The sequence below is a fragment of the Acinetobacter sp. BEC1-S18-ESBL-01 genome (assembly GCF_014169935.1).
GTDB classification, from domain to species: domain Bacteria; phylum Pseudomonadota; class Gammaproteobacteria; order Pseudomonadales; family Moraxellaceae; genus Acinetobacter; species Acinetobacter pittii.
This window is the reverse complement of record NZ_AP022302.1, coordinates 2,252,930-2,267,714: the sequence shown is the minus strand read 5'-3', so window position 1 is coordinate 2,267,714 and position 14,785 is coordinate 2,252,930. Positions and strand designations below refer to the sequence as shown.

The window sequence follows — 14,785 nt, the reverse complement described above, 5'->3', positions numbered from 1 at the left end:
CATATAAAGGAAAAAAACACAAAGAAGGCGGTTTAGAAAAATAGTTGCAGTAACAACAATTAGATCAGGTAAGAAGAGAATTAGAAGAATCAAGGAGAATGATTCAATGCAACAAGAACGGTTAAGCTACGCCTCGGGACCAAGCACACAGCCCTTATTGGGTATGACCATTGGTGAACAATTTGATCAGGCTTGTCGGCAATATGCTGAAAAGGAAGCAATCGTCAGTTTCCACCAAAACAGACGATTAACCTATAAAGCTTTACAAAATGAAGTAAATGCTTTTGCTTGTAGCCTTTTAAAATTGGGATTAAAAAAAGGTGATCGATTAGCGATCTGGTCGCCTAACTGGAGCCTGTAAATTATTTTGTGTAAGTTCCATTTTTTATAAATGATCTTTTAATCGATCATCGAACTGAATCGTAAACCAATTCATTGCTAAACGCCAATTTTGAATTGGCATCGTCCATTTCTTCGCAGCATTTGATGTTGCTAAGTAAATGACCTTCTTTACTGAGTCATCAGATGAAAAGATTTTCCTTTTCTTCGTTGAATGGCGTATTACGCTATTCAACGACTCAATCGCATTTGTTGTATAAATTGCATGACGTATTTCGGCTGGATAGCTAAAGATCGTTCGGATATTTTCCCAATTGGCCCGCCAGGATTCTCCAATTTTGGGATACTGGTGATTCCATTGATCACAGAAGATGTCTAGGGATTTTAAAGCATTTTCCTCTGTACTTGCCTGATAAATCGCTTTCAGACCCGACGTAACAGCTTTGTAGTCTTTCCAGCTTACAAATCTCAGGCTATTGCGTACAACATGCACGATACACAGTTGAATATCAGTATGAGGGTAAACAGAGGCTATCGCGTCAGGAAAGCCTTTTAATCCATCTACACAGGCAACAAGAATGTCCTGTACTCCTCGATTTTTTAGCTCTGTCATGACTGACAGCCAGAATTTGGCACCTTCTGTCTGAGCAATCCACATACCCAGTAATTCTTTTTGCCCATCCATATTGATGCCTAAAGCAAGGTATACGGACTTGTTAATCACATTGGAGTGCTGACGGACTTTGACAACAATACAGTCAAGATAGACAACAGGATAAAGGCTATCTAAGGCTCTATTTTGCCACTCAGTCACTTGCTCAATCACAGCATCGGTAACTTTGCTGATGAGAGATGCTGACACATCGGCATCGTACATTTCTTTGAAGAAGGCTACAATTTCCCTATTAGTCATTCCTTTTGCATACAGTGAGAGGATTTGGTCATCCATACTGGTGATGCGTGTTTGGTGCTTTTTTATAATTTGTGGCTCAAATGAACCTTCTCGATCACGGGGAATATCTAAAGCCAGTTGTCCATCTTGAGTTGTAATGGTTTTAGAACTAAACCCATTACGGCTATTTGAGCCTTTCTTGGGCTGATGCTTTTCATAACCGAGATGGTCTGAAAGTTCAGTATTGAGTGCAGTTTCAATCATGAATTTTTTAAAGACTGCTGTCATTTGGTTTAAGTCTTCTGGTGTTTTTAGACCTTTAGCCAATTCGGCAGCCATACTTTTGATTGTTGCTTCATCTATGTGAAGTACCTTTTGTAATTATCCTCTGAAGGATAAATGAAAATTAAGTACTTACACAAAATTTAGAACAGTCCCCCTAACTGTGTGGAATGGACAGTTACCCAATTTGCAGCCTTTAAAGCAGGGATTATTTTAGTCAATCTCAATACAGCTTATAAAAGCCATGAACTTGAATATGTATTGAATAAAGTCTCATGTAAAGGATTGATTATTGCTTCTCAATTCAAAACGACTGATTACCAAGAACTACTCACAAAAATTGCCCCTGAGTTAACTAACAGTGCAGATAAAGTGCTTAGTTCAGCACGACTACCACATTTAAAATTTGTTATTAAAATTGATGACCAACAACATACGGGTATTCATCGCTTTAGTGATTTAGTCACTACACCAACTTCTGAACAGCTAGAACAATTAAAACTATTAACCAAGCAACTTCAGTTTGATGAAACTATTAATATACAATTTACCTCAGGTACAACAGGTAACCCGAAAGGGACCATGTTAACCCATCATAATATTTTAAATAATGGTTATTTTGTCGGTGAAGGCATTCGTTTAACTCCTCAAGATAAAGTCTGTATTTCTGTGCCATTGTTCCATTGTTTTGGCATGGTGATGGGGAATTTGGCCTGCGTTACACATGGTTCAACCATGGTCTATCCATCGGCTGTATTTAATCCTTTAGAAACTTTAAAAGCGATTCATCAAGAGCGTTGCACGGCAGCTTATGGCGTGCCAACCATGTTTATTGCCACCTTAGAACATGAACAGTTTAATGAGTTTGATCTGTCGAGCTTAAGAACAGGCATTATGGCTGGTAGCCCTTGCCCCCGTGAAATTATGCAGCGTGTTATAGACCGCATGCACATGTCTGAAATCACGATTTGTTATGGTATGACTGAAACCTCACCAGTCAGTGTACAAAGTTCGGTAAATGATTCGATTGATAAGCGAGTAAGCACAGTTGGACATGTTCATCCGCATGTTGAAATTAAAATTGTCGATTTAGAAGGGCAGATTGTTCCGCAAGGGACTTTGGGTGAGCTATGTGTTCGCGGTTATTCCGTGATGGCTGGTTATTGGGGAGAAGAAGAAAAGACCAAAGAGGTCATTGATGCTGCTGGTTGGATGCATACAGGTGATATTGCCGAAATGGATCAAGACGGTTTTATTAAAATTAAAGGCCGTATTAAAGATGTAGTAATTCGTGGCGGAGAAAATCTCTTTCCAAAAGAAATTGAAGATTTCTTATACACTCATCCCGATGTAAGCGATGTCCAAGTCATTGGCTTACCGGATGCCAGATATGGCGAAGAACTCTGTGCTTGTATTATTTTGCATGAACATCATCAAATTGATGAAGACAGCATTCGCCAATTCTGCAAAGAGCATATTTCTCATAATAAAGTGCCGCGTTATGTCCGATTCTTTAATGAGTTTCCAATGACTGCTTCAGGCAAAGCGCAAAAGTTTAAATTGCAGGAAATTATGCGAGCTGAACTTAACTTAACTGGAAATGTCTTTGATTAAAGAAGTCGAAAGTCAGGTCAAAGTGCAGCAAACTATAAGTTGAAAGGCAGCTTAAATAGAGGATAAACAAAATGGCAAAAGACTTTAATAGCCCAAAGGTAGTCGAAGGATATGACGAACATATTCGTAAATTAATTCCGGGTTATGAAGTGATCCATCAACAGGTGGATGCCATTTTGCAATCAGTGTTGCCGCCAAATGCTCATATCTTAATTGTGGGTTGTGGCACGGGGTATGAACTCGAATATTTACTTAAACGTCATCCAAACTGGAAATTTACAGCAGTTGATCCATCTTTGACTATGCTGCAAAAAGCTCAGGAACAGGTTGAACTTTTAGATAAATCTTCTCAAGTCACATTTGTTCACGGTGAAACGTCAGCTTTACCTCTTGAAAATTGCTTTGATGCTGCACTTTCTATTCTCGTGGCTCATTTTATTGCAGATGACATAAAATCTGTTTTTTTTAAGGGTATTTATGATCGCTTAAAAGAAAAAGCGATTTTACTGACCTACGATTTAATGACGTGTGTAAATCCACAGCATCTTCAAGCTTTACGTTATTTATGTTTGGCACAAGGCTTAACAGAAGAACAATGTCAAAAAATGTTAGAGCGTATGGCGCAAGACTTTTTTAGCCTAACCACTGAAGGATATATAAAACTTTTAGAAAAAACTGGTTTTGAAAGTGTGCATCCTTATACGCAAATTTTGACGTATCAAGGGTTTATTGCAAAAAAATAATGGATTTGGGAAAGCGTTAATACGGATATAAAACCTGCATATTCTCAATGAGGAAGAGAATATAAAAACTGAAAAGAATTAGAAGATTTGGCTTTACTTAAAACAAATTAAAAGTGGTTTTCAGGCCGCTTTAGGGAGGTTTTGTCTAAAAAATATGAGCGAAGGTTTTTCTTGTGAAAGAAAGACAAATTTTAAGCACCTATTTTAGATGGGTACATAACAAAAAGGATGTCGAGATCTTTAAGTCTATTTAAAGATCAAAAGGAAAATTTCATGATGAAAGTTTTAAATACAACGGTTCAAAAAAGCCTGTTGGCTGTTTCTGTGACCCTGTTTATGTCTTCCGCTTTGGCAGGTCAAACAGATCCTGAAATAGCACAACTTCGCCAAGAAGTGAAAGAACTTCGGGCTATGTTACAAGCCAATATGCAGGCGCAAAAATCTTTATCGCAAGGACGAGTGGAGTTAGCAACTACTGCAACGCCCCAAGCTATTCAGCCTACAAAACAAGGTTTAACCAAGTCTGGTGCAGAATTTAACTTATATGGTTATATACGGGCAGATGCTTCTTATCAAATGAAGGGGGCATCTACCATGTATAACAATATTAGCGGTGTTCCACTTGAAAACACGCCAGAAGAATCTGCACAAAAAGACCAGTTGCACAGTACGGTTAATGTGACACGTTTCGGGTTGAATTTTAAAACCCCAACAGCCGCGGGTGATGTGGGCGGAAAGTTGGAAATGGACTTCTTTGGGGCAGCTACTCGTGATCAGTTTCGAATACGCCATGCTTATTTAACCTTTGATAAATGGTTGATTGGTCAAACGTGGTCAACATTTATTGCACCCGAATATTATCCGGAAACGATTGATGCGGGCACATTTGTAGGCAGTGCATTATTAAGATCACCACTAGTTCGCTATAGCGATAACTTAACGGCAAATACAAGCTTTGCAATATCGGTTGAAGATCCGAAATATACTGCGACTTCAGACCCAGATAATAAAATGCGTTTACCAGCGTTGGTAGGGCGCTTAAATCATAAATTTACCAATGGCTCGATGTTGTCGGGACGTAGTTTTGTCGCCGAAAAGAGAACGAATAATGATGAGGAAGTCGCTTGGGGCGTAGGCTTGGGCGGTAAATACCAAATTACGCCCGATACATTACTCAAAGCCGATTACTACCATGTCAAAGGAGATGGGCGTTTCTTGCTATGGAGTAACAGTGGCTATGCAATAGATGATCAAAACAATATGCATAGCAATGAATTTGACACCGTTTCTTTAGGTATTACTCATCAATTTACACCGCAAATTCGCTCGACTTTAGGCTACGGCTATATGAAAGCCAAAGATGATAACCGTTTTGCTGAATTACAACGTAATAGCACCACCCAAAATAAAGAGCTTTGGCAGGGCTGGGTGAATGCACTTTATAACCCATACAAACCAATTACCTTGGGCGTCGAATATGTGTATGGCGAACGAGAAACTTTTGATGGAAGTAACGGGATTGATAACCGCTTCAATATGATGGCGAGTTATGACTTTTAATTTATTAAATAAAACCTTGAATAATTTGTTTTTTCTTTAGGGTGCAATATGTCGTTTTAAAAAATTGAATATGAATTTATCTCACAAAGGAGGTGAGTAAATGACAACATCTAAATTAAATGTAAATGAAGTTATTGATCAGGCCAGATTTACCCCTTTTCACTGGAGTATTTTACTTTGGTGTTTATTAATTATTATTTTTGATGGTTATGATCTGGTGATTTATGGCGTGGTACTGCCTTTGCTAATGCAAGAGTGGTCATTAACAGCTGTACAGGCGGGGATGTTAGCAAGTACAGCACTATGCGGAATGATGTTTGGGGCAATGTTCTTTGGAACACTGGCAGACAAAATAGGCCGTAAAAAGGTAATTTTAATCTGTGTGACTTTTTTTAGTGGTTTTACCTTTTTAGGTGCTTTTGCATCAAGCCCACTTGAGTTTGGGGTACTTCGGTTCTTGGCGGGACTAGGCATTGGTGGGGTTATGCCAAATTTAGTTGCACTTACATCAGAGTATGCGCCTAAACGTATAAGAAGTACTTTGGTGGGGAGTATGTTTAGTGGTTATGCAATTGGGGGAATTCTTTCAGCATTAATCGGTAGTTATTTGGTTGAAAGTCAGGGGTGGCAAATTATGTTTTTAATTGCCGGTATTCCATTATTTTTATTACCTATCATTTGGAAGTTTTTACCTGAGTCTTTAACCTTTTTAGTTAAGACAGGTAAGACTGAGCAAGCACAGCGCATTATTCAAAAAATTTCACCTGAACAAAACCTAACGATCAATACGCAATTAGTGCTTAATGAAGATAATGTTCCAACAGGTAGTTCTGTAAAGGGATTATTTCAACAAGGCCGTGCTTTCAATACACTCATGTTTTGGCTCGTGTTCTTTATGTGCTTACTCATGGTGTATGCCTTAAGTAGCTGGTTACCAAAACTCATGCTGGCAGCAGGGTATTCACTCGGAAAGAGTATTTTATTCTTGCTTGCTCTAAATGTTGGCGCAATGATCGGTTCAATCGGTGGCGGTATTTTGTCTGATAAATTCCATCTAAAACCTGTAATTATGGGAATGCTACTGGCAGGTGTTGTTGCTTTAGTCGGTTTAGGTTTTAAGTCACCAGCCTATGTTTTATATGGTTTGGTGACTGTGGCAGGAGCAGCAACGATTGGTACTTCAATTCTTCTTTATAGTTACGTTGCACAATATTATCCACTAAGTGTGCGTTCTACTGGAATTGGTTGTGCTTCTGGTGTAGGTCGAATTGGGGCTATTGTTGGACCTATCTTAACGGGCCTGTTATTAGGGTTGGAATTACCACATAAAATGAATTTTGTGATGATCGCAATCCCTGCAATTTTAGCGCTTTTCGCCGTCATGGTTTTAAGACGATATGCAGCTGAAAAACAGCCTATTACACCAAAGCTTAACGCCGAGTTAGAGGGGAATTAATCAATATGAATACGGGTAGGAAAAAAATTTCTATCCGTATCTGGACGTTTTATTGATTAACTAATTGTTTTAAATCAACTAGGTTTGCCATTTGTTGATTACCACGATCATTCGGATGTAAATGATCTCCTGAATCATAAATTGGATTTAATCGATCAGGATGTTTAGGGTCTTTTAAGCCTTGCTCAAGATCAAGTACACCGTCAAATGTATGGCTGGTTCTGATCCAGTGATTAATACGCTGGCGTAATTCATCTTTGTTAGGCTGATAATAGTTATCAAGAGGAGTATTTGGTAAAGCTCCCGAAAATGGTAATAAGGTTGCTCCAATCACTTGAATACCTTGGCGATGTGCTTCATCTACAACACGTTTATAACCTTGAGTGAGTGCTTCAAAAGTCGGTATTTGTTGTTTAGGTGCAAATGCGGTACCGGGCCATGAAATATCATTAATACCCACCAGAACAATTAATGTTTTCACACCTGAATATTGAAATACTTCTTTTTTCAAACGATCTAAAGCATTGTCACCCATACCGTCTGTGAGTAGTCGATTTCCTGAAATTCCACTGTTAATGACCGCGACTTGATGTGGCGATAAGCGCTTAGCTAAAAAGTCGGTCCATCGAGTATTTGCGTCTAAAGTTGCAGTTGCTCCATCGGTAATGGAGTCTCCAATGACTGCAACAACATGGGCTTTACGCTTCGGTTTTACTTCTACAGCCGACAATAATAATCGCGCAGTGGTGGTTTTGGCACTGCTAGGCGTATTTAAGTTCGCAGCTGGTTGCCCGTAATGAGCCAACTGGTTTGTTTCGCATCCCAATGAAAAGTTTTAAATGTAGTGGGCTTTTGAATAAAGGTATTTACCATTAACTGTGCATGATCCGGAACAGGGAGCTGGATTGGATCACTCATCAGTTGTTTACCAGGTAAAATTTGTGCTTTAAGCTTTCCAGAGAAATAAACTGGATAAGCATTCTTTGATTTAAGACTTTGTCCTTTGACTAGCCCCACGGTAGTTTTATCAATATAAAGCGGTTGATCGCCATATTGATTTGTAAAAACGAGTCTAATAGCTTCACCACCTAAACTAATTTGACTAATTTGTTTGATGGTCTGATTCGATATTTGATCAGGAATATTGGTCGGGAAAACGAAATCTTTATTCCAGACTTTTTGGGGACTAGCTGCCCAAGTGGTAACCCACTGGCTCTTTTGTACTTCTGCTTGTGCAAAGCTCGTAAATAAAACAAGAGAGAATAGGGCGGGTTGATAAAGTTTCATCTCGTAAACTCTTTAAAATAAATTAAAGTTATCTTGAAACAAATTACTAGCTTGTTATAGCAACATAAGCGGAATAAGATTTGTGAATGAAATTCATAAATAGATTTTGTTATGTCATATTTTGATATTAATCGGTCTGGTGAGTTGGCAATTTTTATTCGGGTAGTCGAGTTAGGAAGCTTTTCAGCAGTCGCAAGAGCTTGTGACATGACGCCGTCTGCTGTGAGTAAGTTAATTTCACGCTTAGAAAAAAGAATTGGAGTTAGACTGCTTAACCGTTCAACACGTCAGTTTCAACTCACCAGTGAAGGATGTCAATTTTATGAGCAAGGCGTTCACATACTCAATAACTTAGATGAACTAGAACAATCTGTTACTTCAAATCACATGCCGCAAGGACGAATTAGAATTCATACCAGTCTTTCATATTGGACACACTTTTTATTACCTTATATTTCTCTATTTAACGAGTGCTATCCACAAATTGAATTAGAAGCTCATTTGAGTGATGAAGTCATTAATTTAGTTGAGCAAAGAATTGATATCGCAATTCGCACAGGGCCTTTGAAAAGCTCAAATTTGGTTGCTCGCTCACTCGGAAGCACTCAGAAACATTATGTATGTTCACCTACATATATTGAAAAGAATGGTTGTCCGCAGCACCCAGAACAGTTATACGAACATCAGCTTTTAGACGTAAGCTACCAACGTCAAAATAAAACGTGGCTTTTTAAAAAAGACGATCAAGAAATCACACTTGCTCCTACTAAGATTTTAAGGGTAAATCATGGAGAAGCCATCTTACAGTTAGCGCTTGCAGGTGCTGGTATTGCACAGCTTAACCAGTTCCAAGTCAAAAAAGCTTTAGAACAAAAACAGTTGGTCAAAATCCTTGAAGACTGGAATATCAAGGCTTCAGAAGAATTTCATGCTGTTTGGATAGGACATGATAAATATGTCCCTAAGCGCGTAAGGGCTTTTTTAGATTTCTTGGTAGAGCATACAAAAGTTAGTTAATGGAGTCTTTTCTTGCGCTTAATTGACATTGGTGCATAGTTTCATTCATAGTTTCCACAAAGTGCATATTCGCATTAATATTTTGTAAGCTTACTTTGGGTAAGTTCTCTACAAACTGCGGCGAATAATGTTTTTCTAAAGAGTTATAAATACAGTTGCATTGTGAAAGTGCACGACCTGCCCAAACACAATGTGTATTAAATTCATTTTTACTGATAGACCTGCAACCTAATAAACTTATAGAACTTATTAATAGGGTGCAGATTAAAACAATACGATATAAAAAAAACATCATTATTGCTCTTCATTGGTTGTTGTTATCGTTAAGTCATGTTTATAGAAATTTTCTAGTCTTTATCGAGCGTTAAATATGGAAATATTTACTCTGAAAAGATAGGAAAGCAGAAACATAAAACTGTAGGATATTTTCTTGAAAATATTTTCAGTGAAGTCGATAACGTGATGAAGAGTAGAAGAAAAAACACGATATAAAATAATAGTCATTAGAGACTCCTTGATGAAAGAAGTTGCGCCCAATCACTGCTATTAATTATGGTGGTGAAACGAAAGAGGGTTAGCAGACTGATACCTAAGAAACCAGCACACCCGAAGGTGTCCCACTCCCGTTCCTCCGTCAAAGGCACGAGGGGCTACACACCAAAAAACTTGTTTTTAGTGCGCTTAGGTAGACGGTCTGCTAAAACCGACTGACAAAATAGGTCAGCCGGAGCATCATAAGCTGAGCCTTAAAGCGGGTCAATTGCAAAAATAAAAGATTGGTTTATATAAACAAATATTAATATTTTTAAATTTTCATTAATAAAATAATGAGTTATTTAGAATTGAAAATATTGAATAATGGTTCAATAGAGGTTAAAAAATAATTTTTAATGTTTATATATCAAATATTTATTAATTGTTTATTTATATAGTGTTTGCAATTGTTGACTTGATTCAACATAAGTCAAAAAAGAGTAGGGAATTTTGATTTTATGAATATGGCGTAATCAAATAAATAGCTGTTGCCAAATTTTAATTAAAATATCAATTGCAAGAAAAGTAATTTTTTAACATTTATTTTATTTAGCTTTTTACAAAAGCTTGCACAACCTACAAAACTTAAGAGAACCACAGCGGTAGGCCAACATAAGATAATGTTATTCATAAATCTACATCTTAAGATTTATAAGGGTGACCTCAATGTTAAGAATTTTTTGTGCAGTGAGTATGGTAGTTGCAATCGCAATGGGTATGAGTGCATGCCAAGATCGAAACTCAACAGATGATGATGGAACACATGGCTCGAATGATCCAGCAACTACTCAACAAATGGAAAAAAACTCATAATTATTTCGCTTAAGAAAACTCACATTTATGTGGGTTTTCTTATCGTTATTTTCTATAAAATATGTAACATAATAAAAAAGCAATTATATAAAATATAAAATTAATCAATAAATTAGTCTGTTATAGTCTTTAGATCAATTTGTTGTTATTGAATTGTTGCACCAATAAATTATAGTTTCAAAAAATTAATAAAATAAACACAAGAAATTACTTATAGTCATCCAAAATTCATTTTAGTGAAGACAAATTTTTAAAGGTAAGGATATGCCCCAATACTTAAAAATAGCTGAGAAAATCTATCAAATTGTTAAAGAAAAAAAAGGGTTTACAGATGACCCTATGGAAGATCTTAACAATTTAATGATTGAGCTCAGACATGAGATTAAGGGGACAAAGCTTAAACTTTTATACAATTATATTGATTTCGCTGAATTGCTGATTAAGCCTCTTCAGGAATCTAAAATTAAATTAGATTTAAGTATTATTCCGAAGAGTAAAAACACACAAGAATTTGTGTTATGGCTTGCAGGTTTTATTGAGCGTATTACCACAGGTGGCCAAGAAAAGTTACCTCCAATTCGCGATAAAGTTGCATTGCCTGCATATGCTTATGAAGAAACATATCCTGCTAAAGAGACTCCCGTGAATAACGGAGAAGAAATTATTGAATATTTTAAGAAAAACCAAAACTGATATTTTGTTTACGTATGGCGCAAGTCTATTGTTAGGCTTTTGCGTTAAATAAATGGGAAAAACTAGTAACTTTAGTTAAGAGATAAGGTGGCGGTATGTTTGTATATTTTACTGATGGAACTTGCATTAATGATTCTGAAATTTATGGTGTAAAAGCTAAGCAAGAACAAAACAGATATGTAGTAGAAGTTACGATCAAGCCAACACATACACTATCTACAACGCCAGATGTACAATTTAAAAAAGAAATTTTTGATGATCCGCACCAAGCCAATCAATATCTTAGTAATAATTTTAATATGCCGCCGTTTTTCTAATTTATAAATATTTCAAATAATAAAAAAGCTTATTTCCCAGGGCCAATAGGAAATAAGCTATATGCTTTGGACCAATTAAGGATGTTACATGTCATCCCATGCATCTTTAATGGCTTGTTTTGCATGTTCCCATTTTAATCGGGATTCAGCTTTGAGCTCTTCCCATTTTTGTTGCAAGCTACCTTCCATCTCTTCAAACTGAGTGCCTTCTTTAGATTCTGAACGGGCACGATGACCTAGTTCATAAGCTGCAGAAAAATCACGATCATAATCCAGATCTGGCGTAGTTAATTGAGCTTCTTGATAATAAGGTCGAGTAAGATAACTTTCTCGCCAGCGAGAGTCAGAATAATTATGGTCGCCAGCTACAAGTTGAGCATGGTCTGTATTTTGATCTGTCATCAGTTTTTCCTCTTCTCTTATTTAATTTTATGCTTATGTTAAATTTAGGAAGGTGAGGGCACCTTCCTAAATAAAATGAATGACCGCATCAAATGACATTTAATTCAACAACGGATTAGCGTTGCTGATTATTGTTATTTGAGTTTTGTTGGCCTGAATCTTTTTGATTAGAGCCTTGTTGTTGGCGGCGGTTGTCATTTTGCTGTTGTTGCTGATTGTTTTGTTGCTGTTGATCGTTTTGCTGTTGGTTGCCTTGTTGCTGCTGGTTGTTACGGTTGTCATTTTGCTGTTGTTGCTGCTGATTATTGCGTTGATTGCTTTGATTATTAGTAGTGCTCATCTTTAATTACCTCATATCATTTATGATGTGTGTTTTATCTGAGAGCTTCAGATAGGTTCATTAAAACATGAAAATTTTTAATGTGTAGCGTTGGGGTGTTACCCTATATTTAAATGTAAATTTAAAAATTAAATAAAACCTTGATTTCTATAAAATGTAATTTTAATGATTAAACATAATTAATATGAATATAGTTAAAATTACATTTGGGTACATAGAGGTTAAATAAAAACTATGATCATTTCTAAATGTGTATTTGTTATCTTTTATAAAAGAATTCTATTTTTTATTATCTGATATTATGCATTTAATATCTTGTGTAATGTAATAGAGTAATTGTATAAGTTTAAGGCTAGGAGGTCCTTTAAATATACGTCTAAAATTATAAAAATTATCTTTATAATAAATAGAATAAAAAAAGGTGCCTACAGGTTTTTCTTGAGTTTCAGAGCCTCCTTTTTTTAATAACCCTGTACAGGAAATATAAAGGTCGGCATGTAAAAGTTCTTTACCTTTTTTGATCATTTCTACAGTGACTTGCATCGACTCAGGTGTATATTTTTCAATGAGTTCAGGTGAAATGTGAAGTGTATTTTCTTTTACACGTAAGTCGTAGCTAACTAAGCTTCCAATAAGAATGTCACCAGAATAGGGGCTTACAGAAAAACGATAAGCGAGATAACCCGCCGAAGCACTTTCAAAAAAAGCGATTTTAATTTTTTCTTGTGCTAGTAATTTGCAACATGAGTTAAACATTTGTTTTCTCCCTAAAACTGTTTTAATTTATTTATAAAATTAATTTTAATTTCTTTTTGTTAAGTTTTTAGTCTTTATAATTTTAAAAGTAACACAAATGTAAATTTAGTTTGTTATTTATATATTTTTATAAAAACAGATAGTTAAATTATTCTAAAGTTGAGAATGTAAGTTTGTGTTATTTTTTATGTCATTGAATTTTAATGATTTAAAAATATATGAGATTTCTTAATAACGTAATATAACAAAGATAGGCTGGGATTATAGTTTGGTTAAAGTATGGTAATTTATATCTCACTAAAGGAGAATAGAAATGCCTGTTGTAGTGAAAAAAAGATTATTAGACCTATTACAAGATAATCAACAGAACTATTACGAATTATTCGTTTTTTTCCTTGATCCTGATATTTCTAGTTTTGAAAAAGAGAAGAAAGCAAGAGATTTCCTTGTTAAAGAAATAGATAAAATAAATGAAATAGATTTTCCTGCAACTATAAATACGGTTAAAGAATGGTGTGTAAATGACAATAAACAAAATTGTGAGTTATTTCAGGCTTATTTAAATCGTAGACAAAGTGGGGGTGAGAGAGAATACTTCCAGAATGTCGGTCAGGCATTTGAATTTTTAATTAAGGTCTCTCCAACTAAAAAGGTAGATGGTGCATGGTTATATAGTTCAGTTCACTACTGGAACGATCCGGTTTTTCATGACCTTATTATTACCTATCTAGAAGAGCTTGGACTCGGTGAGCCGAAAGCAAATCACGTCTGTATCTATGAAGACTTGCTGCGTAGTCTAGGACTCGATAGCTTTGATCTGCTTTTAGAGGATGAATACTATCATAATGCCGTGATTCAGCTGGCGCTTGGCTATGCTCCACCTGAGTTTATTCCCGAAATTGTCGGCTTCAATTTAGGTTATGAGCAACTGCCACTGCATTTACTCATTAGTAATTATGAGCTGGCAGAACTGGGTATTGATTCTAAATATTTTAATTTGCACATTACTATCGATAATATTGATAATGGACATGCAGATAAAGCAATTAAAGTTATAGAAAATATTTACGATAAATACAGAGATAAAGAAGCTTTCTTTAATAAATTAAAACGTGGTTTTGCTCTTAATAATCATGGTGTTTCTTCTTCAAAAATTATTAAAAATTTAAATCTTGAAGATTTAGTCCTTAAAATTTTAAAAAGAAAAGCGCTCGTGGGGCAGCTTATTCATAACGAAACTAGACAGTTTGGATGTAAAACCATTAACCAATGGTTATCAAACCCAGAAGACGTTAAAGGTTTGGTTACACATCTTATTGATCACAAATGGATTAAATTTAATACCGACCCTGAGCAGAGCGTGTTCTGGCGGATGATTAATGAAGAAAATGGAAAAATGTTTGGGGTATTTAACCCTGTGGAACGTCAAATTATTCATGACTGGATTGCTGGTACTGATCATTCTTCTAACTACTTGGCCTACAGTAGAGAACTTAAGAATAGCCAGCGTATTCAAGATTATCTGTTTAGCTATATTTCTGATGGCGAACTCGATGCACTCCAAGAGCGTATACGTCAGACACCCGATCTTGCCATAAAAATATGCAAGCTGACTCCATTTTTGGCCCCAGATTCACACCATAAAAGCATTGGTCTCTGGAGCACACGTAAATATGTCGAACTCCTTTTTCCCTATTTAAGTTCCTTTAACAAAACTAACTCTTGAAGTTTTTAATTCAC

General features: G+C 36.0%; 13 protein-coding genes and 3 pseudogenes. 10 read left to right on the top strand and 6 right to left on the bottom strand.

The window, feature by feature from the left end; genetic code table 11:
* Positions 1-106: 106 nt before the first annotated feature.
* Positions 107-349 (top strand): annotated as a pseudogene (locus tag H7R46_RS10685) (AMP-binding protein); the annotation flags it as partial.
* A gap of 36 nt (positions 350-385) precedes the next feature.
* Here the strand turns inward: H7R46_RS10685 and H7R46_RS10680 are convergent.
* The gene (locus tag H7R46_RS10680; protein ID WP_000343018.1) at positions 386-1,594 is read right to left on the bottom strand and encodes an IS256-like element ISAba26 family transposase; all 1,209 of its coding nucleotides are present in this window, start codon (positions 1,592-1,594) and stop codon (positions 386-388) included.
* 75 nt (positions 1,595-1,669) lie between these two features.
* On the opposite strand from H7R46_RS10680, the pseudogene H7R46_RS10675 reads away from it, so the two are divergent.
* From H7R46_RS10675 to H7R46_RS10660, 4 genes and pseudogenes are all read left to right on the top strand, one after another.
* Positions 1,670-3,127: pseudogene (locus H7R46_RS10675) on the top strand (AMP-binding protein); the annotation flags it as partial.
* 71 nt (positions 3,128-3,198) lie between these two features.
* A complete protein-coding gene (locus H7R46_RS10670) occupies positions 3,199-3,870 on the top strand; it encodes a class I SAM-dependent methyltransferase (RefSeq protein WP_005069898.1) in 672 nt (223 codons plus the stop codon).
* A 276-nt stretch (positions 3,871-4,146) separates the two neighbouring features.
* Entirely contained in the window at positions 4,147-5,430 is a 1,284-nt protein-coding gene (locus H7R46_RS10665) for a DcaP family trimeric outer membrane transporter (RefSeq protein ID WP_080631210.1), read from the top strand.
* A 100-nt stretch (positions 5,431-5,530) separates the two neighbouring features.
* Positions 5,531-6,886, top strand: coding sequence for an MFS transporter (locus tag H7R46_RS10660; protein ID WP_005069896.1), 1,356 nt, complete (start codon positions 5,531-5,533; stop codon positions 6,884-6,886).
* A gap of 49 nt (positions 6,887-6,935) precedes the next feature.
* Here the strand turns inward: H7R46_RS10660 and H7R46_RS10655 are convergent.
* A pseudogene (locus H7R46_RS10655) lies at positions 6,936-8,173 on the bottom strand (SGNH/GDSL hydrolase family protein).
* A gap of 111 nt (positions 8,174-8,284) precedes the next feature.
* Between H7R46_RS10655 and H7R46_RS10650 the strand changes: the two are divergent.
* Entirely contained in the window at positions 8,285-9,190 is a 906-nt protein-coding gene (locus tag H7R46_RS10650) for a LysR family transcriptional regulator (RefSeq protein ID WP_005069893.1), read from the top strand.
* On the opposite strand, the gene H7R46_RS19340 is transcribed toward H7R46_RS10650, so the two are convergent.
* Positions 9,183-9,485: a hypothetical protein gene (locus H7R46_RS19340; RefSeq protein WP_016806122.1), complete on the bottom strand. Its 303-nt coding sequence runs from the start codon at positions 9,483-9,485 to the stop codon at positions 9,183-9,185. The two genes, H7R46_RS10650 and H7R46_RS19340, sit on opposite strands and share 8 nt — an antisense overlap.
* Before the next feature lie 905 nt (positions 9,486-10,390).
* On the opposite strand from H7R46_RS19340, the gene H7R46_RS10645 reads away from it, so the two are divergent.
* The 3 genes from H7R46_RS10645 (at position 10,391) to H7R46_RS10635 (ending at position 11,547) form a co-directional block, all read left to right on the top strand.
* Positions 10,391-10,537 carry a hypothetical protein gene (locus H7R46_RS10645; RefSeq protein ID WP_005069891.1) on the top strand — a complete coding sequence of 49 codons (147 nt, stop codon included), beginning with the start codon at positions 10,391-10,393 and terminating at the stop codon, positions 10,535-10,537.
* A gap of 264 nt (positions 10,538-10,801) precedes the next feature.
* Positions 10,802-11,230, top strand: coding sequence for a hypothetical protein (locus H7R46_RS10640; RefSeq protein ID WP_005069888.1), 429 nt, complete (start codon positions 10,802-10,804; stop codon positions 11,228-11,230).
* A 95-nt stretch (positions 11,231-11,325) separates the two neighbouring features.
* Positions 11,326-11,547 carry a hypothetical protein gene (locus tag H7R46_RS10635; protein ID WP_002114549.1) on the top strand — a complete coding sequence of 74 codons (222 nt, stop codon included), beginning with the start codon at positions 11,326-11,328 and terminating at the stop codon, positions 11,545-11,547.
* An 84-nt stretch (positions 11,548-11,631) separates the two neighbouring features.
* Here H7R46_RS10635 and surA1 read toward each other — a convergent pair whose 3' ends face one another.
* From surA1 to H7R46_RS10620, 3 genes are all read right to left on the bottom strand, one after another.
* A complete protein-coding gene (gene surA1, locus H7R46_RS10630; protein ID WP_002114287.1) occupies positions 11,632-11,949 on the bottom strand; it encodes a surface antigen protein 1 in 318 nt (105 codons plus the stop codon).
* A 115-nt stretch (positions 11,950-12,064) separates the two neighbouring features.
* Entirely contained in the window at positions 12,065-12,289 is a 225-nt protein-coding gene (locus H7R46_RS10625; protein WP_005069884.1) for a hypothetical protein, read from the bottom strand.
* Between the two features lie 279 nt (positions 12,290-12,568).
* Positions 12,569-13,045: a CinA family protein gene (locus tag H7R46_RS10620; RefSeq protein ID WP_005069882.1), complete on the bottom strand. Its 477-nt coding sequence runs from the start codon at positions 13,043-13,045 to the stop codon at positions 12,569-12,571.
* Between the two features lie 313 nt (positions 13,046-13,358).
* On the opposite strand from H7R46_RS10620, the gene H7R46_RS10615 reads away from it, so the two are divergent.
* A complete protein-coding gene (locus H7R46_RS10615; RefSeq protein ID WP_005069880.1) occupies positions 13,359-14,771 on the top strand; it encodes an iron-containing redox enzyme family protein in 1,413 nt (470 codons plus the stop codon).
* Positions 14,772-14,785: the final 14 nt, after the last annotated feature.

What these genes read in the sequence shown, in the direction of transcription:
- surA1 (WP_002114287.1), bottom strand. Translation starts at nt 11,949, where the DNA reads ATGACAGATCAAAATACAGACCATGCTCAACTTGTAGCTGGCGACCAT.
- H7R46_RS10640 (WP_005069888.1), top strand. Translation starts at nt 10,802, where the DNA reads ATGCCCCAATACTTAAAAATAGCTGAGAAAATCTATCAAATTGTTAAA.
- H7R46_RS10615 (WP_005069880.1), top strand. Translation starts at nt 13,359, where the DNA reads ATGCCTGTTGTAGTGAAAAAAAGATTATTAGACCTATTACAAGATAAT.
- H7R46_RS10650 (WP_005069893.1), top strand. Translation starts at nt 8,285, where the DNA reads ATGTCATATTTTGATATTAATCGGTCTGGTGAGTTGGCAATTTTTATT.
- H7R46_RS10665 (WP_080631210.1), top strand. Translation starts at nt 4,147, where the DNA reads ATGAAAGTTTTAAATACAACGGTTCAAAAAAGCCTGTTGGCTGTTTCT.
- H7R46_RS10670 (WP_005069898.1), top strand. Translation starts at nt 3,199, where the DNA reads ATGGCAAAAGACTTTAATAGCCCAAAGGTAGTCGAAGGATATGACGAA.
- H7R46_RS19340 (WP_016806122.1), bottom strand. Translation starts at nt 9,485, where the DNA reads ATGATGTTTTTTTTATATCGTATTGTTTTAATCTGCACCCTATTAATA.
- H7R46_RS10635 (WP_002114549.1), top strand. Translation starts at nt 11,326, where the DNA reads ATGTTTGTATATTTTACTGATGGAACTTGCATTAATGATTCTGAAATT.
- H7R46_RS10660 (WP_005069896.1), top strand. Translation starts at nt 5,531, where the DNA reads ATGACAACATCTAAATTAAATGTAAATGAAGTTATTGATCAGGCCAGA.
- H7R46_RS10645 (WP_005069891.1), top strand. Translation starts at nt 10,391, where the DNA reads ATGTTAAGAATTTTTTGTGCAGTGAGTATGGTAGTTGCAATCGCAATG.
- H7R46_RS10625 (WP_005069884.1), bottom strand. Translation starts at nt 12,289, where the DNA reads ATGAGCACTACTAATAATCAAAGCAATCAACGCAATAATCAGCAGCAA.
- H7R46_RS10620 (WP_005069882.1), bottom strand. Translation starts at nt 13,045, where the DNA reads ATGTTTAACTCATGTTGCAAATTACTAGCACAAGAAAAAATTAAAATC.